Source organism: Pseudonocardia sp. MH-G8, from assembly GCF_002262885.1.
GTDB lineage: Bacteria > Actinomycetota > Actinomycetes > Mycobacteriales > Pseudonocardiaceae > Pseudonocardia.
In genome coordinates this window covers 18,058-42,860 of sequence record NZ_NKYF01000030.1, presented here as the reverse complement: position 1 = coordinate 42,860, position 24,803 = coordinate 18,058, and the positions used below count along the sequence as shown (strand labels likewise).

Genomic DNA, 24,803 nt, shown 5'->3' with positions numbered 1-24,803 from the left:
GGCGCCAAGTATATTGTTTGGTTGACGCTCGTTGTCAAGGCGATATACGGTGATGGTCATGAGCGGCTTCGCGCTGAGCGAGGATCAGATCGAGTACGTCGCCCGCGTCCGCGCGGTCGCGGCCGAGCGCCTCGTCCCGCTCGCGCGGGCGGGCGAGGAGGGCCGGATCAACCGGCCGCTGCTGTCCGCGATGGGTGAGCTGGGGCTGCTGCGCGACCTCTACGGCGGGCGTCCCGACGAGCCACCGCGAGACGCCGCGGCGATGCAGCTGTGCCTGCTGCGCGAGACGATCGCCGCCGTGTCGCCCGAGGCCGAGACCGCCCTCGCCCTGCAGGGGTTGGGGAGCTACCCGATCCTGCAGTCCGGGTCGGCCGCCACGGCGCAGCGCTGGATCCCGGGGGTGGTCACGGGCGATGTCGTCGCCGCGTTCGCCCTCTCCGAACCGGGCGCCGGATCCGACGCCGCCGCGCTGTCGCTCGCTGCCGAGGCCGACGGCGACGGCTGGCGGCTGCACGGGGAGAAGCTCTGGATCTCCAACGCTCCGGACGCGGACGTCTACACCGTGTTCGCGCGCACGTCCGACGCCGGGGCGCGGGGCGTCACCGCCTTCGCGGTCGCGGGCGACGCCCCGGGGTTGTCCGGTGAGCACCTCGACCTGCTCTCGCCGCACCCGATCGGCCGCCTCGTCCTCGACGGGGTGCGCGTCGAGCGGGCCGACGTGCTCGGCGAGGTCGACGCCGGCTTCCGCGTCGCCATGCGCACGCTCGACCTGTTCCGGCCCAGCGTTGGCGCGTTCGCGGTGGGTATGGCGCAGGCCGCGCTCGACGTTACGGTGACCCACGTGAAGAGCCGGGAGGCCTACGGCGGCCCGCTCGCGGCCCAGCAGTCCGTGGCCCACGCGATCGCGGGCATGGCCACCGACCTGGAGGCCGCCCGCCTGCTGGTCTACGCCGCCGCGAGCGCCTACGACGCCGGCGCCGACCGCTCGGCCGTCACCCGGTCCGCGGCGATGGCCAAGCTGTTCGCCACCGAGGCGGCGCAGCGCATCGTGGACCAGTGCGTGCAGTTGCACGGCGCCCGTGCCCTGCAACGCGGCCACCTGCTCGAACACCTCTACCGCGACGTACGCGCGCCCCGGATCTACGAGGGCGCGTCCGAGGTGCAGCGCACGATCATCGCCCGGGACATCCTGAATGAGAGGACGAGCAGTTGAGCCGCTTCCGCGCCTCGGCGCCCCTGACCAGGACGTGGTGCCACTTCGACTTCGCGGTCGAGGGGGCGGTCGCCACGGTCACCCTCAACCGTCCCGAGAAGCTCAACCCGCTCACCTTCGAGTCCTACTCCGACCTGCGTGACCTGCTCACCGAGCTGCCGCACCACGAGGGCGTCAAGGTGCTGGTGATCCAGGGCGAGGGCCGCGGCTTCTGCGGCGGGGGCGACGTCAACGAGATCATCGGCGAGCTGATCACGATGGGCGCGGCCGACCTGATGCGCTTCACGAAGATGACCGGTGACGTCATCCGGGCGATGCGCGAGTGCCCGGTCCCGATCATCGTGAAGATCCAGGGCATCGCGGCGGGAGCCGGCTCGGTGATCGCGCTGGCCGCCGACTTCCGGATCGTGGGGGAGTCCGGGCGGTTCGCGTTCCTGTTCACCAAGGTCGGGCTCTCCGGCGGCGACATGGGCGCGGCCTACCTGCTCCCGCGCGTCGTCGGGTTCGGCCGGGCCACGCAGCTGCTGATGCTCGGCGACACGATCGACGCCGCCACCGCCGACCGCTACGGCCTGGTGTCGCAGCTCGCGCCCGACGGCGAGCTCGACGACGCCGTGGCCGCCCTCGCGCAGCGGCTGGCCGAGGGCCCGACCCTCGCCTTCGCGCAGACGAAGTCGCTGCTCACCCGCGAGCTCGACATGTCGCTGTCCGGGGCGATGGAGCTCGACGCGATGACGCAGGCGCTGCTCATGACCACCGAGGACCACGCCGAGTTCCACGCGGCGTTCAATGACGGGCGCAAACCCGTGTGGAAGGGACAGTGAAAGTGGCCCAGACAGTGACCCAGCACGACTTCCTGAACGTCGACGCGCTCCTCTCCGAGGAGGAGCGCGCGATCGGTGCCACCGTGCGCGACTACGTGCAGCGCGAGCTCGCCCCCCGGGTGGCCGAGTGGTACGAGGCCGGCACGATCCCGGCCGACATCGTGCCCGGCCTCGGCAAGCTCGGGGTGCTGGGCATGCACCTGGAGGGCTACGGATGCGCCGGCACCAGCGCCACCGCCTACGGCGTGGCCTGCCGCGAGCTGGAGGCGATCGACTCCGGGCTGCGCAGCCTGGTGTCGGTGCAGGGCTCGCTGGCGATGTTCGCCCTGCACCGCTGGGGCACCGAGGAGCACCGCAAGGAGTGGCTGCCCCGGATGGCGGCGGGCGAGGCGATCGGCTGCTTCGGCCTCACCGAGTCCGATGCGGGCAGCGACCCCGGCTCGATGCGCACCTCCGCGCGGCGCGACGGCAGCGACTGGGTCCTCAACGGCAGCAAGATGTGGATCACGAACGGCACCCTCGCCGACCTCGCCGTCGTCTGGGCGCGCACCGACGAGGGTGTCCGCGGGTTCGCCGTGCCCACCGACACCCCCGGGTTCTCCGCCCACGAGATCCACCGCAAGCTCTCGCTGCGTGCGTCGGTCACCGCCGAGCTGGTCCTCGAGGACGTGCGGCTGCCCGACGCGGCGGCATTCCCCGAGGTCCGCGGTCTGAAGGGGCCGCTGAGCTGCCTCAACGAGGCCCGCTACGGGATCCTCTGGGGCGCGGTGGGCGCGGGCCGGGCGTGTCTGGAGGAGGCCCTGGCCTACACCATGGAGCGCGAGCAGTTCGGCAAGCCGCTGGCCGCCTTCCAGCTCACGCAGCGCAAGCTCGCCGACATGACGATCGCGGTCAACAACGCCGCGCTCGTCGCGCTCCGGCTGGGACAGCTCAAGGACGCCGGGGAGATCACCCCCACGCAGGTGAGCTACGGCAAGCTCGCGAACGTCCGCGCCGCGCTGGACGTCGCGCGCACCGCCCGCGGCATGCTCGGCGGCGCGGGCATCACGCTCGACCACACGGTCATGCGGCACATGAGCAACCTCGAGACCGTCTCCACCTACGAGGGCACCGAGGAGATGCACACGCTGAGCATCGGCAACGCCCTCACCGGTATCCCGGCGTTCCGGTGACGGATGCCGTCGCCGTCGTCACCGGCGCCGGGCAGGGCGTCGGGCTGGCGACGGCGCAGCGGCTCTCGGCCGCCGGCCACCGGGTCGTCCTGGTCGGCCGGCAGCGCCACAAGCTCGACGCGGCGGCCGCCGGCATCGCGGGCCCGACGCTGTGCGTCGACGCCGATCTCACGGTGCCGGAGCAGGTCGAGGCGGTGTTCGACACCGTCGAGCGGGAGTGGGGCTGGGCGGAGGTGCTGGTCGCGGGCGCCGGCACGGCCCTCGCCGCGCCGATCACGACGACCACTGACGCGCAGTGGCAGCAGATGATCGACTCGAACCTGACCGCGCCGTTCCGCTGCATCCGGCGCGCGCTGCCCCCGATGCTGGAGGCCGGCCGCGGACGCATCGTGGTGATCGCCTCGGTGGTCGCCAAGCGCGGCGAGCGGCAGGTGAGCGCCTACGCGGCCAGCAAGCACGGTGCGCTCGGGCTGGTCCGCGCCGTGGCCGACGAGGTCGCGCGCAGCGGCGTCACCGCCAACGCGGTGTGCCCCGGCTACGTCGACACCCCGATGACCGACACGACGGTGGCCGCGATGGCCGGCCGGCTGGGCATCCCGGAAGGCGATGCCCGTGCGCTGCTCGAGAAGCGCCAGCCGATCCGCCGGCTGATCCGGCCCGACGAGGTCGCGGCCGCCGTGCTCGCCTGCGTGGAGAACGGCGCGATCAACGGACAGGGCATCAACGTCGACGGAGGAGCCGTGCAGTCGTGACTCTCGAGCGCATCAACCCACCGCAGCTCGCGGCGCCCCGCGGGTTCAGCCACGCCGTCGCCACCGACCGGCGCCGCACCGTCTACCTCGCCGGGCAGACGGCGCTCGACAAGACCGGGACGATCGTCGGCGACGACGTCGTCACCCAGTTCGAGCAGGCTCTGCACAACATGATGCAGGCGCTCGCGGAGGCCGGCGGCTCCGGCGACGACCTGGCCACCGTCACGATCTTCATCGTCGACGTGGACGGCTACCTGGCGAACGTGCGGGAGATCGGGAAGATCTGGCGCCGCCTGGTGGGCACCGAGTACCCGGCCATGGCCGGGATCGGCGTCGCCCGGCTCTGGGACGCCGCGGCGCTCGTCGAGGTCCAGGGCGTCGCCGTGCTCGACTAGATTCACACCGCGGTCGCTGCTCACGTCTACGTCGTCATGGAATCTCCTGTCGGCGCGCCGTTCCCGGCTCGCGACCATTGCCTCACACCCTGGCCCCGGCCTTCCGCGCAGTCGGCCGGCCACGCCCCTGATTCGCACCCGTCGACGGGGAGCATGGGCGGAGAAGGGAGGTGCCGGCGGCACCTGGTCGCGGCATGCTCGCGCACCCCATGTCCGGTCACGCCCCCGGATTGCGCCGCGCATCCGCGGAGTAGGGGGCGTGGGCGGGCCGCTGCACGACCCCGGTGAACGTTCGCGGTCACGGCCTCTAGGAGTGGATCGTGGTCAACGCGTGCTCGCGGGCCGGGGTGCGCAGCAGTGCGTCGAGGTCGCTGAACAGGCCCGCGGCCCGGCCCCCGTTCCACCCTTCCGGCAGGAGCTCGAGCGGCAGGCCGGGGTCGAGGTAGGGGAGGCGCCGCCACACGGTGAGCATCGGCACGTAGATCTCGAACGCGGTGCGCGTGCCGTCCTCGGAGCGCTTCCAGCGGGTCTGCGCGTCGGAGAAGCGGGCGAGGAACTCCCCGTACTCGGCGTTGATGCTGTCGAGGTCCCACCACCCCGCCACCTGCCGGCGCAGCGAGCTGAAGCCGTCGTGGCGCGCCATGAACAGATCCACGTAGGAGGAGAGCCCGCGCCGCTCGAGCGTCCGGCCGACCTCCTCGCGCAGGTGTCCGGGAGCCACCCACACGCCCGGTGCTGCGGTGCCGAACCCCATCCCGGACAGCGTGGTGCGCAGCGTGTGCCGCTTCTCCCGCTCCGACTCCGGGATGGAGAACACCACCAGCACGAAGCCGTCCGACTCACGGGCCTGCCGGCGGTCGAAGATGCGCACGTCGCCTTCGCGCAGCACCTCGAGAGCGCTGTCGGAGAGCGCGTACCCCGCGGCGGAGCCCGACTTCATGGACCGGAGGACGTTCCGCCGTTTGAGCCGGGAGACCGACGACCGGACGCTCGTGGAGTCGACGCCGAGATCTCCCATCAAGCGCACCACCGAGCTCACCGACATCCAGTTGTGCTCATCGCGCGCGTACAGGCCGTACAGCGTGAGGATGAGCCGGCGCGGGGCGATCTCTGCCATGGCCGCAACCCTAGGTGCGGGCCGGAGGGGCGAGCCTCACGACGACCGCAGGCGGAACCGCTGGAGCTTGCCCGTGGGCGTCCGCGGAAGCGAGTCGACGAAGCGCACCAGGCGGGGGTACTTGTAGGGCGCGATGGTGGCCTTGACGTGCTGCTGGATCTCGACGGCGAGCGCGGCGTCCGCCACGACGCCCTCGCGGACGCAGACGAAGGCGGTGACGACGGACCCGCGTGCCTCGTCCGGTGTGCCGACCACGGCGCACTCGAGCACACCCGGGTGGGTCATGACGGCTTCCTCGACCTCCGGGCCGGCGATGTTGTAGCCGGACGAGACGATCATGTCGTCGTTGCGGGCGTGGTACCAGAAGTAGCCGTCGGCGTCGCGGGTGAAGGTGTCGCCGGTGATGTTCCAGCCGTTCTCGACGTAGACCTTCTGCCGGTCGTCGGCGAGGTAGCGGCACCCGGTGGGGCCCTTCACCGCCAGCCGTCCCGGCGTGCCGTCGGGCACCGGCTCACCGGCATCGTCGACGATCCGCGCCCGGTAGCCCGGTACGGCGCGACCGGTGGCTCCCGGGCGGATGTCGTCGTCCGCGGCCGAGATGAACACGTGCAGCATCTCGGTGGACCCGATGCCGTCGATCAGGCGCACGCCCGTGGCCTCGCGGAAGGCGTGCCACGTGGACTCGCTCAGGTGCTCCCCGGCCGAGACGGCGCGGCGCAGGGAGGAGAGCAGCCCGGCGTGCCCGTGAGTGATCATCGCCCGGTAGGCGGTCGGGGCGGTGACGCACACCGTGACCCGGTGGCGGTCGATGTGCTCCGCGAGTTCGGCGGGGGTGGCGCGCTCGATCAGCAGGGTGGATGCGCCCACCCGCAGCGGGAACACGAGGATCCCCCCGAGTCCGAACGTGAAGCCGAGCGGCGGTGTGCCGGTGAAGACGTCGTCGGCCCGCGGCTTCACCACGTGCGCCGAGAAGGTGTCGGCGATCGCGAGGACGTCGCGGTGGAAGTGCATCGTCGCCTTCGGGCGCCCGGTCGTTCCCGAGGTGAAGGCCAGGAGGGCGACGTCGTCGGCCGCGGTTGCCACGTCGTCGAACTCGTCCGGGAGCTCGGCGATCCGGGCACCGAGGTCGTCGGCGCCGGTGCCGCCGTAGGTGATGGTGGTGAGGCCCGCGAGCCCGTCGCCGGACAGGTCGGCGGTGAACCTGTGGTCGCACAGGACGAGGTCGACGGTCGCGATCTCCCGGATGTCGCGCAGCTCCCGGGCGCGCAGCATCGGCATCGTCGTCACGACCACCGCCCCTGCCTTCAGCGCGCCGAACCAGCAGGCCACGAGCCAGGGGTTGTTCGGACCGCGCAGGAGCACGCGGTTGCCGGGCACGACGCCGAGCCGGTGGACGAGGAGGTGCGCGATGCGGTTGGCCGTGGCCTGCAGGCGGCCGTAGCTCCAGGTGTCGCCTGCGGGTTCGAGCAGGCAGGGCCGGTCCGCCCCGTGTTCGGCGATCACGTCGTCGAGCAGGGCGGTGGCGCAGTTGAGGCGGTCGGGGTAGTGCACCTGCGGAAGCTCGAAGAGGAACTCGGGCCAGCTGCTCTCCGGCGGCAGGCTCTCCCGGCACGTGGTGTCGACATGAGCCGTCGGTGACAAGGTCATGGCCAACTCCTTCGCGGTGTGCATCGACTGTATTGCGCTCTTCTGACGAGAGTCAATGCTGCGCTATAGATGTCGTGGCGCCGTCAGGGGTGGTGGCACCGCGCTAGTGTCGGCCGCCGTGGACATCGCCTGGCTCGAGAGCTTCCTGGCGCTCGTCGAGCACGGCAGCTTCACCCGGGCGGCCGAGGCGCAGCACATCAGCCAGCCGGCGTTCAGCAGGCGCATCCGGGCACTGGAGCTGTGGTTCGGCGAGGACCTGGTGGACCGCTCGCGGTTCCCGGTCACGCTCACCCCCGCGGGCGTCACGGTGCGCGCCGGTGCTGTGCAGACCGTGGCCGGGCTCACCGCGGTCCGCGACGAGATCCGGGGCCGGCAGCGGTCTCCTGCCGATGCCGTGCGCGTCGCCGTCACGCACAGCCTGGCGACCAGCTTCTTCACCGGGTGGTGGGCGCGCTGCGCGGACGAGCGGACGATCCCCTGCGAACTGTTGCCGTCCAACACCCTCGACGCCTACGACTCGTTGCTGCACGGCGGATGCGACCTGCTTCTGGCCTATGCGGACCCGGCCAGCCCACCCGGCCTGCCGCAGAGCGACGTCGAATGGCTCGTGGTGGCCACCGACCAGCTCGCGCCGTTCTCCGCGACGGTCGGCAGACGCGCCGCCTTCGCCCTGCCCGGCACCCGGAGCAGCCCCGTGCCGACGGTGGTGCACGGCCCCGGCGCGTTCCTGGGCCGGGTGACCGATCGGCTCCTCCAGGGGCGGGAGCTGTTCCTGTCTCCCGTGGTCCAGAGTGACCTCACCTCCGCCCTCGCCGCCTTCGTGCGTGCCGGCGTCGGGGTCGGGTGGTTGCCCGAGCTCCTGGCGGCCGCGGGCATCGCCGGTGGCGGGCTCCGGCGGATCGGCGACCCGACGCTGTCGGCCCGCCTCGAGATCCGCCTCTACCGGATGCGTCGGGAGCGGATCCCGCGGCACGCGGCGGCGGTCTGGTGCAGTGCGGCCGAGCGGGCCGCGGTGCGCAGGGGCGCCGTCACGTCCCCACGAGACACTCCCGGATGATCGCGTCGGCGAGCAGGTCGGTCGGGTCGATGAGCTCGACCCGCCCGGGTGCCGGCAGGTACGGCACCGCGAGCGGGAGCTCGGTGCAGGCGAGGACGACCGGCGACGCATCGCGCTCGACCAGCGCGTCCAGCGCGCGCTGGAGTTGCTGACCGGCGGCCTCGACTTCGCCCTGTTTGACCAGCGCGATCGCGACGTCCAGATGTGCCTGCGCCGCGTCGTCCGGCTCGACGACGTCGAGCCGGGCCTCCCGGCAGCCGGCCTGGTACAGGCCGCTGACGATCGTCCCGCGGGTGCCGAGCAGGCCGACGCCACCGGCCGGACGGCGACGGGCGAGCTCCCGGATCGTCTCGTGGACCATGTCGAGGAACCGCAGACCGGTGTCCGCCGCCAGCCTCGGGAGGAAGACGTGCGCGGTGTGGCAGGGGATCACGACCTCGGTGGCGCCGATGTCGCGCAGTCGGAGCGCGCCGTGGAGCATCGCCGGGTACGGTTCGTCGCTGCCGTTGACCGCGGCTGCCACCCGGTCGGGAACGGTCGGATCCGCCCAGACGGCGACGCGCAGGTGGTCCTGATCGCGGGTCGCCGGGGTCCGCCGGACGAGCTTGGCGTAGAACGCCGCCGTCGCAGCCGGCCCCATCCCGCCCAGGACACCGACGAGGTGGTCGTGCCGGGCGTCGTCGCTCACGACCGCGCGAAGGCGCCGCGGTAGCCGAAGAGGCCCGCGGAGCCCCCGGTGTGCAGGAAGACCACGTTCTCCGAGGCGGCGAACCGGCCGTCGGCGATGGTGCCGAGCAGGCCGGCGAAGCCCTTACCCGAGTACACCGGGTCGAGCAGGATGCCTTCGAGGGACGCGACGAGGCGTATCGCGTCGATCATCTCCTGGGTCGGTACGCCGTACCCGCCGCCGACCCAGCGGTCGTCGACCAGCACGTGCTCGCGGCCGACGGCGCCGTCGGCCCCGATCAGCTTCGCGGTCCGCTCGGCCAGGCCGAACACCGAATCGATCTGGGCCTGCTCCTCCTGGCGGACGCTGACCCCCAGCACCCTGGTGGGGCTGCGCATCGCCTGCAGGCCCGCGACGAGCCCCGCCTGGGTCCCCGCGCTGCCGGTTCCGTGCACCACCCAGTCGACGGCCACAGGGGAGGATTCGAGCTCGACGGCGCATTCGACGTATCCCACGGCGCCCACCGGGTTCGATCCCCCGCCCGGGATCACGTACGGGCGTTTGCCCTGCGCGCGCAGGGTATCGGCCAGCTGCTCCATCCTGTCCTGCATGTCGGTGCCCGCCGGCAGCCGCTCCGCGATCTCGGCGCCGAGCAGATCATCCAGCAGCACGTTGCCGGAGAACTCGTACTCCTCGTCGCGGACCTGGCGCTGCTCGAGGAGCAGCTTGCACTCCATCCCGGCCCGCGCCGCCGCGGCGGCCGTCTGGCGAGCGTGGTTCGACTGGGTGGCGCCCTGGGTGATCAGCACGTCGGCCTGCTGCCGGATCGCCTCGCCCACCAGGAACTCCAGCTTCCGAGTCTTGTTGCCGCCCGTCGCCAGGCCCGTGCAGTCGTCGCGTTTGACCCACAGCCGGGGTACGTGCGGGTGGCGGCTGCGAAGGTGGGCGGTCAGGTTGTCCATCGGTTCCAGTGCGGTCGGAAAGTGCCCCAACGCGAAACGGGCGAACCGTGCGGTCTGGACCATGAGCCATCACCTCGGTGTCGTCGGCGGACCTGCTCGTGCCAGTCGAGCACCGCCCGCAACCGCTGTCCAATGCCCTTCTGGCAGGGCGTATGCGCATGACGCATCGGCGCTTCCGTCGCGGGTTGCAGGGCAACAACCTGCAACCCACCCACCAACGATGTGCTGGGAAGGACGGATGAGGTATGCCGGAAACGGAACTGACCGCAACGGCGCGGGATGCGGACGTCGACGAGGGCGTCGATCGACGCCGTCGGCGGCGCGGCATGCCGCCCCTGGGTGTGCAGGTACTCGTGGGGTTGGTCGTCGGGGGCGTCCTGGGTTTCAGCGCGCCGTCGTTCAGCGAACACCTGAAGGTGGTCGGTGACGCGTTCATCAGGTTGATCGAGATGAGCATCATCCCGCTGATCTTCCCGCTGATCGTGCTGGCGATCGCGCGCGTGAAGTCGGCGAAGTCCTTCGGGCGGCTGGCGGGGAAGACCCTGTTGTACTTCGAGGTCGTCACGACGGTGATCCTCGTACTCACCCTCGCCGTCGCGTTCCTCACCGGGCTGGGGAAGGGGGCGGACCTCGGTTCGCTCACCCCCGCGGACGCGGGGAGCATCCAGAAGTCGGTGGATCTGCCGACGCTGTTCCTCGGGATCATCCCGGACAATCTGTTCGCCGCGCTCTCCGAGGGGAACCTGCTGGCGATTCTCTTCTTCGCGGTGCTCTTCGGTCTGGCGCTCATGCAGATCGGGGAAAAGGCGACGACGCTGATCAACACATTGGAGGGGGTCGCCGACGCCATGTTCACGCTGATCGGCTGGGTCGTGCGACTCGTGCCGTTGGCTGTCGTGGCGTTCGTGGCCTACAACACCGCGCACTACGGATGGGATCTCGTCGCGAAGCTGGCGCTGTTCGTCGCGGTGTTCTACGGCGCCGTCCTGGTGACGTTGCTGGTCGTCTTCCCGACCATCGCGCTGATCTTCCGGATCCCGTACTTCGCGATGCTGCGGGCGGTCGGTGACCTCATCCTGCTCGCGTTCGTCACGCGGAGCTCCGAGGTCGTGCTCGCCCCGCTGATCAAGCGGCTGGACGGCTTCGGTGTCGACCGTAAGGTACCGTCCTTCACGCTGCCGATCGGCTACTCGTTCAACGCCGACGGGGCCACGATGTACGAGGCGTTGGCCGTCGTCTTCATCGCCCACGCCTACGGCGTGGAGCTGACACTGCCCCGGCTGCTGAGCATCCTGCTGGTCCTGATCCTGCTCACCAAGGGCATCGCGGGCGTGCCGTCGGCGTCCATCGTGGTGCTCTTCTCCGCCTCGGCAGCCGTCGGGCTTCCCGCCGAAGGTGTCGCGATCCTGCTGGCCGTCGACTTCGTGGTCGACATGGCCCGCACCGCCCTGAACGTGGCCGGCAACTCGCTGGCCACGGTCGCGATCGCCAAGTGGGAAGGGATGTTCCGCCGCTCCACTGCCGATGCATAGGCGCCCGGCAGCTCGCGGAATGGCTGAAGCCATGTTGTTACGATCCGCAGAACAGGTTGGTCGACAGCTGGCGTCGGTTCGGCCGGCTCCGATATCTTGAAGTCGAGAAATATGACGTATCCCGGTCAGCTCTGGAAAGGTGTGATTGATGGAATCGCAAGGCGACGCCGAGGTCAACCCAGGAAATCGCGGGTCGCCCGGTCCGTTCGGCTCTGCCTTGAATCGTCGGGCCGTGCTGGGCCGGCTCGCCGCGATCGGTGGTCTCGGTGCCGCGTCGGTGGGGGGATTTCTGTACGCCGGAGGTCGGATCGGTCCGGAAACCCTCACACCGGCCAGTTTCGCCGACCGCTTCGAGCGGGTGAACGGACGACACAGCGGGTTCCGTCGCAACCACGCCAAGGGAGTCAGCGCCTCCGGGGTCTTCACCAGCAACGGGGCAGGCGTCGAGGTGTCGCAGGCTGCGGTCTTCCGGCCGGGAAGCACACCGGTGACCGCCCGTTTCTCCCTGTCCGGCGGCGTGCCCGACGCCGCTGATGCGGCCGCCACGGTCCGGGGGCTCGGCCTGCTGTTCCACCTACCGAACGGCGAACAGTGGCGTACCGCGATGGTCAACACGCCGGTCTTCCTCCACCGGACACCGGAAGGGTTCTTCGCCGGGATCCGCGCCACCGCACCCGTGCCGGCCACGGGCAAACCGGACCCGGCGGCGATGGCGGCGTTCCTCGCCGAGTTCCCCGAAACCGCGCGCGCGATGGCGATCGTCAAGCGCACCCCGCCCACATCGGGCTTCGACAACAGTACCTTCCACGGCCTGAATGCGTTCTGGTTCACCAACGCGGCAGGCTCGACCGTCCCGGTGCGCTGGCTGGTGCGCCCGAAACAACAGGTTCGTCCCGCGAGCGCGGACCACCCGCCCGGCCGGGACCACCTTTTCGACGAGGTCATCGCTCGGATCGCGCACGGTCGGCTGCAGTGGGAGTTGCTGCTCACGGTGGGTGAGGCGGGCGATCCGACCGACGATGCCACCGTGGCGTGGCCGCCGAGCCGTCGGACGATCACCGCGGGCACGCTGACCATCGATGCGGTCCAGACCGAAGCCGCGGGCAACGCGAGGGACGTCAACTTCGATCCGCTGGTACTGCCGGAAGGCATCGCCCCTTCCGACGACCCGTTGCTCAGCGCCCGCTCCGCGGCTTACGCCGCGTCGTTCAACAGGCGAGCCGGTGAGCCGAGCCGGCCGAGCGCGGTCGATGTCAGGAGCGTCAACGATGGACTCCGCTAGGCCGACGAACGGCGAACGGTTCACGGTGTTCGCGCGCCTGATGCATTGGATCATGGCGGTGATGACGCTTGCGATGATCTTCATCGGCGTGATCATGGTGACCTCGGTGTCGCACCGCGATCTCTTGCTGGCGATCCACCGGCCGCTCGGAACGGCGATCCTCGTCTTCGTGGTCGTGCGGTTCGGCTACCGGCTCTTCCACCGCCCGCCCCCGCACCCGCCCACCATGCATCCGTGGGACCGGCTGGCGGCGACGGCGTCGGAGTACCTGTTCTACGCCCTGCTCTTCGCGCAGCCCCTGGTCGGGTGGGCGCTCCTGTCCGCAGCCGGCACACCGATCGTGTTGTTCGACGGGGTGCGCCTGCCGGCGATCGCCCCGCACAGCACGACGGTGTACGCCGTGCTGCGCGACGCCCACACCGTCCTCGCCTACCTGCTGTTCCTCGTGTTCGTCGCACACCTGTGCGGAGTGCTCTTCCACTCCATGATCCTGCGCGACGGGGTTCTCGACCGGATGGCCTTCTGGCGCCCCGCGCGGGCTGTGCAGGAGCCGGCGCCCGACGCCGCCCGCGCCGTCCCGCCACTCGAGAGGCGGGGCGGGTGATCAGTGCGGGCCCGCCGGCGTCCAGCCCTCGCCGCACGCCCCTCCGCCGTCCGCGACCGCGACGTCGACCTCGTCACCTGCGGGGGTGAGCAGGGGGTTGTAGAAGCGGGCGATCTCGACGCTCGACTGCGGCACGTAGTGGAAGATCAGCGAACGCCGGAACCGGTCGGTCGTGCGGTTCGGGCCCGAGCCGTGTGCGGTGCTGCCGTGGAAGAAGAGCACGTCGCCCGCCCGCATCTCGGTCTGCACCGCGGGCAGCTCGTCGGGGGCGGTGATCGCGGCCGTGGTGAACGACTCCGTCGGGTCGGCCGCGCCGGGGCAGACGATCTCGTAGCGGTGCGAGCCGGGAACGACCTGCAAGCCGCCGTTGGCCGCGTCGCAGTCGTCGACGGCGATCCAGGCCGCGAGGCAGGTCTCCGGGTGGGCCTGGAGGAACAGGTTGTCCTGGTGCAGGGCCTGCCCCCGCGCGGTGGGCGGCTTGAAGTAGAACATCGACTGGGCGGCCAGCGGCGGGCCGATCATGTCGGCCACCCGGCCGGTGATCCGCGGATCGAGCATCCACCGGCGGGCGAGCCGACCGACGGGGAGATCGGTGCGGCGGTGCGGGTGGACGATGCGGGGATAGCGGGCGAGCACGTCGTCGGCGGGCACGCCGTCGTCGTGGCCGATCGAGCGGTCCCGCTCGACCTGTTCGGTGAACGCCTCGCGGATCTCGGTCACCTCGGCGGCGTCGAGCAGCGAGCGCACGAGCACGACCCCGTGGCGGGCGTAGGTGGCGGCGACGTCGGTGGACGGGGCGAGTGCGGCATCAGACATACGATCCAGGCTCGTCGTCGCGAGGCGCTGCCACCATGGAAGGACTGGTCCACAACATGGAAGATCCGGGCGCCGACCGGGCCACCGGATTCGTCCCGGTCGTCACCCGGGTGCTGGGTGGGCACCTCGACGAGGGTCCGGAGTACGCCACCTTCCGGCGTCGGGGGACGACCGACTGGCTGCTCATCCACACGGTGTCGGGGGCGGGGCGGTTCGAGGGTGCGGACGGTGGCGCGATGCGGGTCGGCCCCGGCGACGCGGTGCTCCTGCGGCCGCGGTCGCTGCACGACTACGCCACCGCACCGGGCAGCCCCGGATGGGAGATCGTGTTCTCCCATTTCCACCCGCGACCGGAGTGGCTGCCGCTCCTGGGCTGGCCACAGCCGCTGCCCGGGGTCGGCCGCGTCACCGCCGACGGCGAGGTGCACCGACGGATCGTCGCGGCGCTGCACCGTTGCGCCAGAGCCGGACGGGGTGGGCTCGCCCGCGCCGAGCTGTTCGCCGTGAACGCGCTGGAGGAGGCGCTGCTGTGGTGCGACACGCAGAACGGCCTGGGCGCCCGCACCGACGAGCGGGTGCTGCGGGTGCTCGACCACGTCGACGCGCACCTGCCCGAGCCGCTCGACGTGGCCCGCCTGGCGGAGGTGGTGCACCTGTCGACCTCGCGGCTCACCCGCCTGTTCCGGGAGCACCTGGGCACGAGCCCGCAGCGCTACGTCGAGCAGCAGCGCCTGATCAGGGCGAAGCAACTGCTCGACCTCACCCGGCGCCCGGTGGCGGTCATCGCCCGGGAGGTGGGGTGGTCCGACCCGCTGTACTTCTCGCAGCGCTTCGCGCGGTTCGCCGGGCAGAGCCCCACGGCCTATCGCAACCGCGATCAGGCGAACTAGTACTGCAGCCGGACTTCGTGATCTGCGCGACGGGTGCCGTGGCGGGGCCGGAAGCGCCGGCCAGGATCACCGCAGCTCCGAGGCGTGGGCGGGTGATCACCCTCCGCAGGTCGGTCCCGCGGGCGGGCAACTGGCGATCACGGCGCCCGCACCGGTCGCCCCGCCTGGCGCCGGTTGCTCGGGCGGTCGGTCGAGATGATCTGCGGCTGCGGTGCCGGAACCGCATCGGCGCGTCTCTGCGACCGCAGGCACTGATCGATCCTGCGGCACGGCCGTCCTTCCCGAAGCCCTCTCCGCACCACCCGCTCACCCGGGCGGCCGGATGGCCGGAGGGCCGGAGGGCCGGAGGGTGACCCACCGGATACGCCGTCGGCGCGGTACCTGAACCACTGCCCGCCAGGAAGCTCGCCGCCGGGTTGACCGCCCGCCTCGGCGACGTCGTCCGCAACCAGGGGTACCGGCGGCAGGCCGCCCGGATCGGCGAGATGGTCCGCGCCGAGGCCGGCCTCAGACAGGGTGTCGACGTCCTGGAAGGCCTCGCCCCGACGTGATCCGCGCGTCGACGCGATCGTCGATCACGCCAGCGAGGCGATCTGCTCCGCCACGCGCACCGGCCGGTGCGCGTGGAGATCGTGGTCGCCGCCGTGGAACTCCACGATCTCGGCGTTCGCCAGCGCCGAGGCGGCTTCGGTGAGCAGCTCGCGCTTGCGTACGGGGGTGGCGTCGCCGGTGGCCGCGAGCAGCAGCACCCGGCACCGCACCCGCGGGTAGAGCGTGCGCGGCCGGTGCCGGAGCATGCTGCCGATGATCGCGCGGTGCTGTTCGCGCTCCAGGCGGGGCGTCATGCTGCCGTCGGCGCGCTCACGGAGGTTGCCCAGCGCCCCCTCGATCGCGCCGTGCGACCACTCCGGGTGGCCGGCGCGCAGGCTGGCGCGTACCGCCGGCTCGGCCACGCCCTCGAACCGCGGCGGCGCCAGTACCGACCACGCCGCGTCGAGGTCGGGGAACTGGTCTCCGAGGTGCAACCAGCCCCCGTCGACGAGCGCGAGCCCGTGCACGAGTCCGGGCCGGTCGACGGCGAGCTGGAGCGCGATGTTGCCGCCCCATGCGTGCCCCGCGACGACGGGCGCGGCCCACCCGAGGTCCGCGCAGACCGCGGCGAGGTCCTCGGCGGCCGAGCGCGTGGGGTCGGTCGGCGCGGCGTCGAGGTCGTCGCCACCGGATCCCGGGACGTCCTCGGAGGCGCCGTGACCGCGCAGGTCGACCGCCACCACGGGATGGCCGCTCTCGGCGAGGCGCGCGGCGACGCCGTCCCACATCCGCGCGTTGGACGACAGACCGTGCACCAGCAGCACCGGCCGGCCGGCGCCGCCGCGCCAGATGCGCGCGCCCAGCCCCGCGGGCCCCACCGTGATCTCCTCGGGCATCAGCACCGACGGAGCCTAGACACGCAGGCCGCAGGCCCTCGCCCCGCCCGGGCGACCGCGCCACCGAGCGAGCGTCACGGACGTGGCGTGACGCACGCCGGACGGGGATAGTGGGCCGGCCGCACCCGCCGCCCGTCCGCGAAACCCCAGAGGAGCCCCGCTGGTGTCCGATCACCTGGCCGCTCCCGGAGCTGGAACCCCCGATCCCGCCGCGCCGAGGGCGTGGTCGCCGTGGCACGTCGTCGTCGGTTTCGGTGTCGTGAGCCTGGCTGCGGACATGGTCTACGAGGGAGCCCGTGCCGTGTACGGGCCGCTCCTGGGCTCGTTGGGGGCCTCTGCGCTCATCGTCGGCGCGGTCACGGGTGCGGGAGAGGCCGCTGCGCTGATCCTGCGGGTGGTGTCCGGGCCGCTGGCCGACCGGACCCGTCGCTACTGGACGTTGACGATCGCGGGCTACGCGCTGACCGCCGTGTGCGTTCCGCTGCTCGCGGTCACTCCGTTCCTCGGGGCGGCCGGCCTCGCCGTGGCCGCCGGGCTGATCCTCGCCGAACGGATGGGGAAGGCGGTGCGGAGTCCGGCCAAGTCCACCTTGCTCGCGGACGCCGCGGGTCAGGTCGGGATGGGCCGCGGGCTGGGCGTGCACAAGGCCCTGGACCAGATCGGGGCGTTCGCGGGTCCCCTGCTCGTCGCCGCCCTGATCGCCGCCGCGGCGGGGGCGCTCTGGCCCGCGCTGGCCGCGTTGGCCGTGCCCGGTGTCGTGGCCTTGGTTCTCCTGGGGCTGACACGGAGGCGGATGCCCCAGCCGGCCGGTGCCGATTCCGGGGCCGGGCCGCCACCGGGAGGTGCCGACCGACGTCGTGATGGCGTGGGCGGCGGGCTGTGGCACCTGTTGCGGCCGGGGCTGCCCGCGCCGTTCCTCCGGTTCGCCGTCGGCGCCGCGTTCTGCACCGCGGGCCTGGTCACCTTCGGGTTGATCGGCTTCCACCTCGTCGAGCACGACCTCATGCCGACCGCGGGCGTCCCGCTGCTCTACGCCGGCGCCATGGCCGCGGGGGCTCTCGCCGCGCTGGCTACCGGCGAGGCCTACGACCGGATCGGCCCGAAGGTCCTGCTCGCGCTGCCGCTGCTGGTCGCCGCGGTCCCGGCGCTCGCCTTCCGCGACGCGCTCGCCGCGGTGGTGGTCGGGGTGTTGTTGTGGGGGGCCGCGGTGGGGGTGCAGGACTCCACCGTCAAGGCGCTGGTCGCCGACCTCGTCCCGCGGGAACGCCGGGCCACCGCCTACGGGATCTTCGCCAGCGTGCAGGGCGCGGGCGCGCTGATCGGCGGGATCGCGGCCGGCGCGATCTACGAGGTGTCCCGGCCCGCGCTGGCCGTCGGCGTGTTCGGCGTCCAGCTGGCGGCGCTGGTGCTCCTCGTCCCGGTCGTGCGCCGCCGGACGCGGTGACACCCGACAGCGTCCGCCCTGGTACTCCAGCCGTAGATCGTTGTAGTGGATTGCACCGGCAGCTGGACGGTCGGGCAGGCCTGTCGGCGTCGGTACACTGGTTGTCCGGCACAAGACGAGGGGCGGCGGCCGTGGACTACGGCGACAAGCTCTTCTGGCTCTCGGTCCTGATCCAGCGGAGGTACGCGCAGATCTGCGCCGAGTACGACCTGACTTCCTTACAGGCCACGCTGCTGTGCGCGATCAAGGACGAGCCGCGGCAGATGGCGTACCTCGCCGCCGCGCTCGGCATGACCAAGAACGCGCTGAGCCAGCTCGTCGATCGCACCGAGCGGCGCCACCTGGTCAGCCGAGCGAGTTCAGAGCAGGACCGGCGGGTCATCATGCTCAGCGTGACGCCCACGGGGAAGGTGCTCGCCGAGGCGGTGTTCGCCGAGACCATCAAGCGCCTGCCCGACGTCGCGGAGAACCTCGACGCCGACGACCAGCGCGACCTCGAACGCCTGGCCACCGCCATCGTGGACGTGTCGGGCGTCTCGGCGTCCACCTCGTCCTGACGTACCGCGCAGTCCTCCCAGGCACCCTCATGCCCCGCGTCAGTTCATGCCATGAACTAGTATAGTTCATGGCATGAACCAGTCAGGGTTCATGTCATGCCCTAGCGAGAGGTGACGACATGGTCACGCGGGAAAACGGTGCGATCGCGGTCTTCGGTGCGACGGGACAGCAGGGCGGGGCGGTCGTCGACGCGCTCCTGGCCCGAGGAGCGCGGGTGCGGGCCCTCGTCCGCACCCCCACGTCCGATCGAGCGCAGGCGCTGGCCGCCCGAGGCGTCGAGCTGGCGACCGTCCGGATCGACGACCCGGCGTCAACGGTCGCCGCGCTGGAGGCGGTCGACGCGTTCTACTTCATGACCCCGGAGGCGAACAGCCTCGAGGAGATCGAGGAGGAGGTCCGAGTGGGCACCGCCCTCGTCGACGCGGCGGCCGCAGCGCGCGTGCCACACGTCGTGTTCAACTCGGTCTTCGGAGCGGATCGCGAAACGGGCGTGCCGCACCACGACTCGAAGCACCGGATCGAGGAGTACCTGAAGCTTTCCGGCCTGAGGGCCACGATGGTTCGCCCGGCCGCCTTCATGGAGAACTTCGCGACCGTGATGGCGCCGAGCCTGGAGGGCGGAACGATCGTGGTGAGGATGCCGCTGCCGAACGACATCGTCCTGAAGATGATCTCGATCAAGGACATCGGCCAGGTCGCCGCCGCGATCCTGCTCGACACCGCGGACGTGCCCGGCGGCGCCATCGAGGTCATCGGCGACGAGCCGACGGGCCCCCAGATCGCCGCCGCGTTCGGCGCGCGCGCCGGGCTACCGTCACGCTACGAGGCCCTGCCACTGAGCGTCCTGGGCAACGACCTCGACAAGGCGATGTTCCGCGAGTTCGCCAAGGCGTCCGAACACCCGTCAGACCTCGCAGCGGTGAAGGCGATCGAGCCGACCACCTGGGACCTGGCCGAGTGGATCCGCTCCACCGGCTGGACCGCGCCCGCGGACCGGGTCCGTTCCTGATACTCCTAGGCCAGCGCTTCCCGCCGGAACTCGGCGGGGGTCTGCCCCGTCTCCCGCTTGAACACCTGGCCGAAGTGGGAGGCGCTGGTGAATCCCCACCGGGCGGCGATGGTCGCGACCGGGACGTGCGCGAGCTGCGGGTCGGCGAGGTCGCGACGGCAGCGCGCGATCCGCCGCGCCCTGATCCACGACGCCACCGTGGAGCCGGTGGCTGCGAACAGGCCGTGCAGGTGGCGGGGCGAGACGTAGTGGGCTCGCGCGATCCCGGTCGGGTTCAGCCACGGGTCCGCCAGGTGGGCGTCGATGTGGGCACGGATCCGGTCCAGCGCGGCGGCGCGCTCGGCGGGCCGGCCGACCTGCGGGGTCCCGAGCTGGGTTCGCAGCATCACCGCCACCAGGTCCATCACACCGGTGACCGCAGGCCCGCGGTTGCTGCCCAGGGAGCCGAGGTGGCGGTTGACGCCGAGCACCATCTCCCACACCGCGGACGGGAAGCCGGTGTCGGCGTCGAAGGCGGTGGCCGTGCGTTCGGCCAGCGCGTCCGCGGGGGTGTCGGCGAGCAGCGCCTTGGGGAAGCGCAGGCACATGGAGCGGTAGCCGTCGGTCGAGGTGATCGTCGCAGGCTCGGCGGAGTCGTAGAGCGCGAACGTGCCGGGCCTCAGCACGGCCACCCGGCCGTCCTGCGAGAGGCGCACCCCGCCGGACAGCTGCAGGGTCAGCACGTAGTAGGCGGGGCCGGTTCGCGAGATGGTGGTGCGGTCGCGGTAGGCGGCGTGCTTGTCGCAGGCCATCTCGATGAAGCTGACCCCGGCAGCGGTACGCGTGCTGATCGCGCCGGCGAACGCGCGGGGCCGCTCGCACTCGAACCGGAACGGCAGTACGTCGCGGCGCACGGCGTCCTGCCACGAGCCGAACTCCACCTTCGCGTCCGGCAACCCTCCGGAGCCCAGGTGCTCAGCCAGCGACGTCATCGTCATCTCCGTGCGCAGTCCAGTCACGTCCGAGCTGCTGCGGGCGGTGCCCGCAGGCCGGACGCTACGAGCGTGTGGGGTGTGCCACAACCGCCGTGTGCGTTGCGACACAGGACGGGCGCGGCCGCAGCTGTGCACGCGTGCGACAGGACCGTGCGCCCAGGCGTCATGACGGGTGCGGGAGCCGTCCTTAGCCTGCGAGGCATCGCCGACCAGCGCGATCCTCACCGCGGAGGAGTGCAGATGCCCTACGTCGAAGGTTCCCACCACGTGACGCTGTCGGTGGCCGGTGCGCAGGAGGACGTCGACTTCCACGTCGGGATCCTGGGCATGCGCTTCATCAAGCGCACCGTGCTGTTCGACGGCTCGTTGCCGATCTACCACCTGTACTACTCGAACGCGAACGGCGACCCGTCGAGCGTGGTGACCACGTTCCCGTGGGCGCAGGCGGGCTTCTACGGCAAGCGAGGCACCAACCAGGCCCGTGAGGTGCTGCTGGCGGTACCGCACACGGCGATGGACTTCTGGAGCACCCGGCTGACCGAGCACGACGTCGAGGTCGAGGACGTCGAGGTGTTCGGGCAGCGCAGGCTGGCCTTCCGCCATCCCTCGGGGATCGAGTACCGGTTCGTCGGCGCCGAGGGCGACGAGCGCGTCGGCCACGCGGGCAACGGGGTGCCGCCGGAGCACGCCGTCCACGGGATCCACGGGGTCGGGGTGCACGTGTCGACGCCGGAGCGGATGGTGGAGTTCGCCGAGGAGAGCTTCTTCTCCCGCGCCGGTCTCGCCGAGGAGGGCGACCGGGTCGGGCTGCAGATCGGCAACCAGAAGGTCGGCAACCACCTCGAGATCACCGTCAACCGCCGCGACGACCAGGGCACCTGGAGCTACGGGGCGGGCACGTACCACCACTTCGCCTGGAACGTGGCCACGCTGGAGAACCAGGACGAGGTGAAGTTCGAGATCGAGGGACGCGGCTACACCGACATCTCGGAGCTGAAGGACCGCAAGTACTTCAAGAGCGTGTACGTGCGCACGCCCAGCGGCGCGCTGTTCGAGCTCGCCGTCACCCACGCGGACGGCGGCTGGACCTGCGACGAGTCGCCCCACGAGCTCGGCACGCGGTTCCAGCTGCCCGAGCAGTTCGAGCACCGGCGCGAGGAGATCCTCGGCCGACTCGAGCCGATCAACCTCTGATGGCCACCGCACCGCACGAGGCGGGCGGGCCGGCGACCACGCTCCGACGCGGCCACTTCTGGATCCCCGGGGAGCGGGTGCCGACCGCGGGCGGCACGGTGCAACGCGCCCCGATGTTCGTGCAGTGGGAGGCGCCCGTCGAGGTCGCCCACCCGTACCCGCTCGTGCTCGTGCACGGCGGCGGTGGGCAGGGCACCGACTGGACCGGCACGCCGGACGGGCGCCCCGGATGGGCCACCCGCTTCGTCGAGGCCGGGTTCGCGGTGTACGTGGTCGACCGGCCCGGGCACGGCCGCTCGCCGTACCACCCGGACGTCCTCGGGCCGATGGGCGCGCCCTTCCCGTACGAGGCGGCCCAGGGCCTGTTCCTGCCCGACGACGTGCGGGAGGCGCAGACGGCGTGGACGTACGAGCGGGGGATCGGCAGCGACGACCTCGACCAGCTGGTGGCCTCGATGGGGCCGATGCCCGCGGACCTCGCCGAGTCGCAGCGGATGGACGCCGACCGGCTCGCCCGCCTGCTCGACCTCACCGGGCCCGCCGTGCTCGTGACGCACTCCGCCGGTGGCCCCGCGGGGTGGCTCGCGGCCGACGCCCGGCCCGACGCCGTCGTGGCGATCGCGGCGATCGAGCCCATCGGGCCCGCCTTCGCCGATTTCCCCGGGATCGGCGCGCTGCGCTGGGGCCTCACGGCGGCGCCGATCGGCTACGCGCCCGCCTGGGAGCGGCCCGAGGACGTCGAGCACGCCGACCCGGCCGACCGGCGCATCCCGGGCCTCACCGCCACGCCGGTGGCCATCGTCACCGGGGGAGTCTCGGCCTTCACCGGGTTCGCGCCGCAGGTCGTCGAGTTCCTGACCGCGGCCGGGGCGCGGGCCGAGCACCTGCACCTGCCCGACCACGGAGTCACGGGCAACGGTCATGCCCTGATCCTCGAGGCCAACTCCGACGAGGCCGTCCGGCCCGTCATCTCCTGGATCCGGTCCCGGATCTCCTAGCCAGCCCAGCATGGAGGAGTCGAGCGATGGCGCTCCACGTCAGCGACCGGTACGAGATCGTCCAGCAGCGGCTCGACGAGGCCACCGAGGTGATCGCGTCGAACGCCGAGAAGGGGGAGGAGCTCGGCAGGCTCACCGATGAGGTGGCCCAGGCCCTCCACGACACCGGCGCGTTCAAGATCGGCATACCGCACGACCTCGGCGGCTACGAGTTCTCGCCGCGCCAGGTGATCGAGACGATCGCGAAGGTGTCCTATGCCGACGCGTCCGCGGGCTGGTCGTTCATGGCCCTGCAGATGGTCACCGGGACCACGGGTGCCTACCTGGGCGCCGACGGCGCCCGCGACCTGTTCCCCGACGTCGACGGTGGCCGCTACGCGCTGATCGCGGGCCAGGGCACCCGGCTCGGGAAGGCCGTGCGGGCCGAGGGCGGCTACCGGATCAGCGGGCACTGGAGCTTCGCGTCCGGGATCGCGCACGCCAGCCACATCCACACCGCCGCGCTCTGCGAACAGACGGGGCAGGCGCTGGTGTTCACGTTCCCCAAGGAGCAGGCCAGGCTGGTCGACAACTGGGACGTGATGGGGCTGCGGGCCACCAGCAGCATCGACTACATCTGCGAGGACCTGTTCGTCCCGGACACCCACGTCTACGAGGTCACCACGATGGACGCCCGCAACGGCGGCGCGATCTACCGGATGGGCCTGGCGAACATGTCCGGGATCTGCCACACCGGCTGGGCGCTCGGCGTCGGGCGCCGGATGCTCGACGAGATGAAGGTCCTCGCCGCGAAGAAGACGGGCACGCCGGGCGCGTCCGTCGACACCGGCCAGTTCTACGCCGAGTACGCGCAGGCGGAGGCGACGCTGCGCACCGCGCGGGCGTGGGCGATGGAGGTGTGGGCGGACAACGAGGCCACCCTCGACGCGGGTGACCTGCTCAGCACCGAGCAGGAGACGCTGACCCGGCTGATGCTGAACACCACCACGTGGTCGGTGCACGAGGTCGGCCAGACCGTCTACAAGTGGGCCGCCACGGCGGCGCTGCGCCGCGGCGACCTGCAGCGGTTCTTCCGCGACCTGCACGCCGGCACCCAGCACATCACCTCGGGCCCCGTGGTGCTGCAGAACTGCGGCAAGTGGCTCTCCGGGCTGGCCCCGAACGCGCGCTGGGCGTTCCTGGACCTGCAGGAGCAGCAGTGACGTCCCCGATGGTCTTGCGCATCCGGACCAGCGGGATGCGGGTTCCGGCGACCTCCTCGACGACGTCCTCGAACGGCGTGAAGCCGTAGGAGCGGTAGAGGGGAAGGCCCGCCAGGGTGGCCAGCAGTTCCAGGTCGTGGAAGCCCGCGGACCGCGCCGCTTCCTCGCCGAGTGACAGGACGAATCGACCGACGCCTCGGCGTACATGGCCGGGATGGGCGTACATGGCGCGGATGCGTGCGGGGTCGCGGTCCGGATCGAGCAGCGCCTGGTCCCGACCTGCGCTGTGGTCGCCGCCGTAGGTCGCGCGCCGCCGGCTCCACCCACCGCAGCCGGCGAGCACGCCGTCGTGCTCGACGACGAAGTAGGTCCCGTCGGCCACGAGCCGGCTGTCGATCCCCATGATCGCCCGGCTGGCCCCGACCTGATCGGGGGTGAGGACGTCGCGCTGGAGGGCATCGATCGCGAGGTCGGCCAGCCGCCGGAGCCGCGGAAGGTCCTGCTCGTGCGCGATCCGGTGCGTCAACACGGCGCCCTCCGGTCCTCGGCGACGCCGCCCGATCGCACGAGTTGCAGCCCCAGAGTGGCGACTCCCGCGACGCCGAGGTCGTGGTAGGCCGGTATGTCGGCGAATCCGGCCTCCCGGTACAGCCGGTGCGCGGCGGCCATGGTGTCCGGCTCGGTCTGCAGCCAGATCTCGGTGAAGCCCAGGTCGGCCGCGGCGGAGACGGCCTCGGTCACCAGTGCCCGACCGACGCCCATCCCCCTGGCCGTGGGACTGGCGTACATCCGCTTGAGCTCGCCGATGCTGCCCGCGTACCGGTGCACGCCCACCATGCCGACCGGGCGGGCCCCGGCCCACGCGACGATCAAGAAGCCGTCGGGTGGCCGGTAGAAGCTCGGCAGGTCGCTGAACTCGTCGCCGGCGCCACGTTGTGCGGTGGTGAGGTCCAGACCCATCGCGCCGTGCAGCCAGCGCCGGTACTCCTCGAGCAGCTGTGCGGCGCCGGCCCAGTCGGCATACGTGGCCGCCCGCGTCAGCCTGACGTCGTGCCTGACGTCCACGG

At 71.8% G+C, this 24,803-nt stretch carries 26 protein-coding genes; 17 read left to right on the top strand and 9 right to left on the bottom strand.

Translation table 11 applies throughout. From position 1 onward, the window contains the following. The first annotated feature begins 58 nt into the window (after positions 1-58). From CFP66_RS39260 to CFP66_RS39240, 5 genes are read left to right on the top strand one after another with little or no spacing between them, the layout of a single operon-like run. On the top strand, positions 59-1,213 hold the full coding sequence (locus CFP66_RS39260) for an acyl-CoA dehydrogenase family protein (RefSeq protein WP_094930508.1): 1,155 nt from the start codon (positions 59-61) through the stop codon (positions 1,211-1,213). Then, positions 1,210-2,037, top strand: coding sequence for an enoyl-CoA hydratase family protein (locus tag CFP66_RS39255; protein ID WP_094930446.1), 828 nt, complete (start codon positions 1,210-1,212; stop codon positions 2,035-2,037). Before CFP66_RS39260 ends, CFP66_RS39255 begins: the two co-directional genes overlap by 4 nt. 2 nt (positions 2,038-2,039) lie before the next feature. Continuing rightward, a complete protein-coding gene (locus CFP66_RS39250) occupies positions 2,040-3,209 on the top strand; it encodes an acyl-CoA dehydrogenase family protein (RefSeq protein WP_094930445.1) in 1,170 nt (389 codons plus the stop codon). Continuing rightward, complete coding sequence (locus tag CFP66_RS39245) at positions 3,206-3,961, top strand: SDR family NAD(P)-dependent oxidoreductase (protein ID WP_094930444.1); 756 nt, start codon at positions 3,206-3,208, stop codon at positions 3,959-3,961. The genes CFP66_RS39250 and CFP66_RS39245 overlap by 4 nt, the downstream gene beginning before the upstream one ends. Continuing rightward, positions 3,958-4,356 carry a RidA family protein gene (locus CFP66_RS39240; protein WP_094930443.1) on the top strand — a complete coding sequence of 133 codons (399 nt, stop codon included), beginning with the start codon at positions 3,958-3,960 and terminating at the stop codon, positions 4,354-4,356. The genes CFP66_RS39245 and CFP66_RS39240 overlap by 4 nt, the downstream gene beginning before the upstream one ends. A 307-nt stretch (positions 4,357-4,663) precedes the next feature. On the opposite strand, the gene CFP66_RS39235 is transcribed toward CFP66_RS39240, so the two are convergent. Together CFP66_RS39235 and CFP66_RS39230 are read right to left on the bottom strand one after the other, a co-directional pair. Further along, the gene (locus CFP66_RS39235; protein WP_094930442.1) at positions 4,664-5,473 is read right to left on the bottom strand and encodes a PaaX family transcriptional regulator C-terminal domain-containing protein; all 810 of its coding nucleotides are present in this window, start codon (positions 5,471-5,473) and stop codon (positions 4,664-4,666) included. Between the two features lie 36 nt (positions 5,474-5,509). Next, positions 5,510-7,120, bottom strand: a complete 1,611-nt coding sequence (locus CFP66_RS39230) for an AMP-binding protein (protein WP_094930441.1) — start codon at positions 7,118-7,120, stop codon at positions 5,510-5,512. A gap of 118 nt (positions 7,121-7,238) precedes the next feature. Between CFP66_RS39230 and CFP66_RS39225 the strand changes: the two genes are divergently transcribed. Then, on the top strand, positions 7,239-8,177 hold the full coding sequence (locus CFP66_RS39225; protein WP_158228393.1) for a LysR family transcriptional regulator: 939 nt from the start codon (positions 7,239-7,241) through the stop codon (positions 8,175-8,177). Here CFP66_RS39225 and CFP66_RS39220 read toward each other — a convergent pair. Beyond that, on the bottom strand, positions 8,149-8,865 hold the full coding sequence (locus CFP66_RS39220) for an aspartate/glutamate racemase family protein (protein ID WP_233160074.1): 717 nt from the start codon (positions 8,863-8,865) through the stop codon (positions 8,149-8,151). The genes CFP66_RS39225 and CFP66_RS39220 overlap by 29 nt on opposite strands. Continuing rightward, a complete protein-coding gene (locus CFP66_RS39215) occupies positions 8,862-9,869 on the bottom strand; it encodes a D-cysteine desulfhydrase (protein ID WP_094930439.1) in 1,008 nt (335 codons plus the stop codon). Before CFP66_RS39215 ends, CFP66_RS39220 begins: the two co-directional genes overlap by 4 nt. A gap of 182 nt (positions 9,870-10,051) precedes the next feature. Between CFP66_RS39215 and CFP66_RS39210 the strand changes: the two genes are divergently transcribed. From CFP66_RS39210 to CFP66_RS39200, 3 genes are all read left to right on the top strand, one after another. Continuing rightward, positions 10,052-11,338, top strand: coding sequence for a dicarboxylate/amino acid:cation symporter (locus CFP66_RS39210; RefSeq protein ID WP_094930438.1), 1,287 nt, complete (start codon positions 10,052-10,054; stop codon positions 11,336-11,338). Positions 11,339-11,486: 148 nt separating this feature from the next. After that, entirely contained in the window at positions 11,487-12,620 is a 1,134-nt protein-coding gene (locus CFP66_RS39205; RefSeq protein ID WP_094930437.1) for a catalase family peroxidase, read from the top strand. After that, positions 12,607-13,224, top strand: a complete 618-nt coding sequence (locus CFP66_RS39200) for a cytochrome b (RefSeq protein ID WP_094930436.1) — start codon at positions 12,607-12,609, stop codon at positions 13,222-13,224. Before CFP66_RS39205 ends, CFP66_RS39200 begins: the two co-directional genes overlap by 14 nt. Here the strand turns inward: CFP66_RS39200 and CFP66_RS39195 are convergent, their stop codons facing one another. Next, a complete protein-coding gene (locus tag CFP66_RS39195) occupies positions 13,225-14,040 on the bottom strand; it encodes a phytanoyl-CoA dioxygenase family protein (protein WP_094930435.1) in 816 nt (271 codons plus the stop codon). It lies immediately after the preceding gene. Between the two features lie 35 nt (positions 14,041-14,075). Here CFP66_RS39195 and CFP66_RS39190 point away from each other — a divergent pair, with 35 nt between their 5' ends. Continuing rightward, on the top strand, positions 14,076-14,930 hold the full coding sequence (locus CFP66_RS39190; protein WP_094930434.1) for a helix-turn-helix domain-containing protein: 855 nt from the start codon (positions 14,076-14,078) through the stop codon (positions 14,928-14,930). Between the two features lie 416 nt (positions 14,931-15,346). Further along, positions 15,347-15,481 carry a hypothetical protein gene (locus CFP66_RS50060; RefSeq protein WP_255413929.1) on the top strand — a complete coding sequence of 45 codons (135 nt, stop codon included), beginning with the start codon at positions 15,347-15,349 and terminating at the stop codon, positions 15,479-15,481. Positions 15,482-15,505: 24 nt separating this feature from the next. Here CFP66_RS50060 and CFP66_RS39185 read toward each other — a convergent pair whose 3' ends face one another. Further along, positions 15,506-16,357: an alpha/beta fold hydrolase gene (locus CFP66_RS39185; RefSeq protein ID WP_233160084.1), complete on the bottom strand. Its 852-nt coding sequence runs from the start codon at positions 16,355-16,357 to the stop codon at positions 15,506-15,508. Between the two features lie 163 nt (positions 16,358-16,520). On the opposite strand from CFP66_RS39185, the gene CFP66_RS39180 reads away from it, so the two are divergent. The 3 genes from CFP66_RS39180 (at position 16,521) to CFP66_RS39170 (ending at position 19,368) form a co-directional block, all read left to right on the top strand. After that, the gene (locus CFP66_RS39180) at positions 16,521-17,801 is read left to right on the top strand and encodes an MFS transporter (RefSeq protein ID WP_198961980.1); all 1,281 of its coding nucleotides are present in this window, start codon (positions 16,521-16,523) and stop codon (positions 17,799-17,801) included. A gap of 131 nt (positions 17,802-17,932) precedes the next feature. Beyond that, positions 17,933-18,358 carry a MarR family winged helix-turn-helix transcriptional regulator gene (locus CFP66_RS39175; RefSeq protein ID WP_094930432.1) on the top strand — a complete coding sequence of 142 codons (426 nt, stop codon included), beginning with the start codon at positions 17,933-17,935 and terminating at the stop codon, positions 18,356-18,358. Between the two features lie 119 nt (positions 18,359-18,477). Then, positions 18,478-19,368, top strand: coding sequence for an NmrA/HSCARG family protein (locus tag CFP66_RS39170; RefSeq protein ID WP_094930431.1), 891 nt, complete (start codon positions 18,478-18,480; stop codon positions 19,366-19,368). A 5-nt stretch (positions 19,369-19,373) separates the two neighbouring features. On the opposite strand, the gene CFP66_RS39165 is transcribed toward CFP66_RS39170, so the two are convergent. Continuing rightward, positions 19,374-20,339, bottom strand: coding sequence for a helix-turn-helix domain-containing protein (locus tag CFP66_RS39165; RefSeq protein WP_233160073.1), 966 nt, complete (start codon positions 20,337-20,339; stop codon positions 19,374-19,376). 243 nt (positions 20,340-20,582) lie between these two features. On the opposite strand from CFP66_RS39165, the gene CFP66_RS39160 reads away from it, so the two are divergent. From CFP66_RS39160 to CFP66_RS39150, 3 genes are read left to right on the top strand one after another with little or no spacing between them, the layout of a single operon-like run. Then, positions 20,583-21,536: a VOC family protein gene (locus CFP66_RS39160; RefSeq protein WP_094930429.1), complete on the top strand. Its 954-nt coding sequence runs from the start codon at positions 20,583-20,585 to the stop codon at positions 21,534-21,536. Continuing rightward, the gene (locus tag CFP66_RS39155; protein ID WP_094930428.1) at positions 21,536-22,534 is read left to right on the top strand and encodes an alpha/beta fold hydrolase; all 999 of its coding nucleotides are present in this window, start codon (positions 21,536-21,538) and stop codon (positions 22,532-22,534) included. The genes CFP66_RS39160 and CFP66_RS39155 overlap by 1 nt, the downstream gene beginning before the upstream one ends. Positions 22,535-22,560: 26 nt before the next feature. After that, the gene (locus tag CFP66_RS39150) at positions 22,561-23,736 is read left to right on the top strand and encodes an acyl-CoA dehydrogenase (RefSeq protein ID WP_094930427.1); all 1,176 of its coding nucleotides are present in this window, start codon (positions 22,561-22,563) and stop codon (positions 23,734-23,736) included. On the opposite strand, the gene CFP66_RS39145 is transcribed toward CFP66_RS39150, so the two are convergent. Further along, positions 23,636-24,265: a GNAT family N-acetyltransferase gene (locus tag CFP66_RS39145; RefSeq protein ID WP_094930426.1), complete on the bottom strand. Its 630-nt coding sequence runs from the start codon at positions 24,263-24,265 to the stop codon at positions 23,636-23,638. The two genes, CFP66_RS39150 and CFP66_RS39145, sit on opposite strands and share 101 nt — an antisense overlap. Then, a complete protein-coding gene (locus tag CFP66_RS39140; protein ID WP_094930425.1) occupies positions 24,259-24,801 on the bottom strand; it encodes a GNAT family N-acetyltransferase in 543 nt (180 codons plus the stop codon). The genes CFP66_RS39145 and CFP66_RS39140 overlap by 7 nt, the downstream gene beginning before the upstream one ends. Positions 24,802-24,803 lie beyond the last annotated feature (2 nt).